The organism is Bartonella sp. AD328YNZD (genome assembly GCF_042196425.1).
On the sequence record NZ_JBHIQG010000645.1, the window covers coordinates 1 to 892 of the forward strand.

Annotated in this window: 1 pseudogene; it reads right to left on the minus strand. The window is 31.2% G+C overall.

Going from position 1 to position 892, the window contains the following annotated elements:
* Positions 1 to 553: 553 nt before the first annotated feature.
* Positions 554 to 892 (minus strand): annotated as a pseudogene (locus ACFIO3_RS14220) (FADH(2)-oxidizing methylenetetrahydrofolate--tRNA-(uracil(54)-C(5))-methyltransferase TrmFO); the annotation flags it as partial.

Here is an 892-nt window from a genome sequence, read left to right on the forward strand (position 1 = left end):
TATTATAAATCAATTCATTGTAAATTGATAAAGTAGCATCATCATTCTTTTTCGTTTTTAATATTGTGATTTTTCTTGGTGCTTGAAATGAAAGAGAGATTGGGCTCTGTCTTAAAATATTTTTTCTTCCTGTCTTTATTTTACTTGTGATATGCAGGCGAGCGTTTTTTCTTCATCATACAGGAGTTAAAATGAGAGAATATCACAAATTTTGAGGGAGGAAGTTACAAAACAGAAAACTTCTGTTATCAAATAATATATATTATATAGTATAAAGTTATTAATAGTTATAAAATCACAGCTTTATTTGCGTATTTTCTATCTATTTATTCTTTATTACTATAATATATTTTATATAATTATTTTATTTTTAGTCATTGAATCATAGTAAATCGTTTATAGCGAGAAAGTTTTTTATAGCATCTACGTTATAGAATAAATAACGAAACATAGAGAAGTATTCATGGATTGGAGAAGACAGTAAAAGACTTTAGAATGACTTTTTCATGAGAGTCATAGAGATTTATTAGAGAGGCGAATCGTGTGTTTTTGATCAACAGAAGCTCTTTGATTCTTTATTTGCTAACCACTGAATACAATCATTGAGGGCTCTCGCTGTTATAACTTGCTTTTTTGCTAATTTTTTTTCTTTACTTGGTAAGCGTTTTTCTGAATGTTTAATAGAAGTAATAGGGGGAAAGAGTCCGAAATTGATATTCATTGGCTGAAAGGATTGTCTTTCTGTTTCTTCTATTACAATATGCCCCCCCGTAATATGATGCAAAAGGGCACCAAATGCAGTGGTTTGTGGGGGGAGGCAAGGACAGTTATGATGATATTCGGCAGCAGCAAAACGTCCAGCAAGAAGCCCTATTGCCGCTGATTCTACATA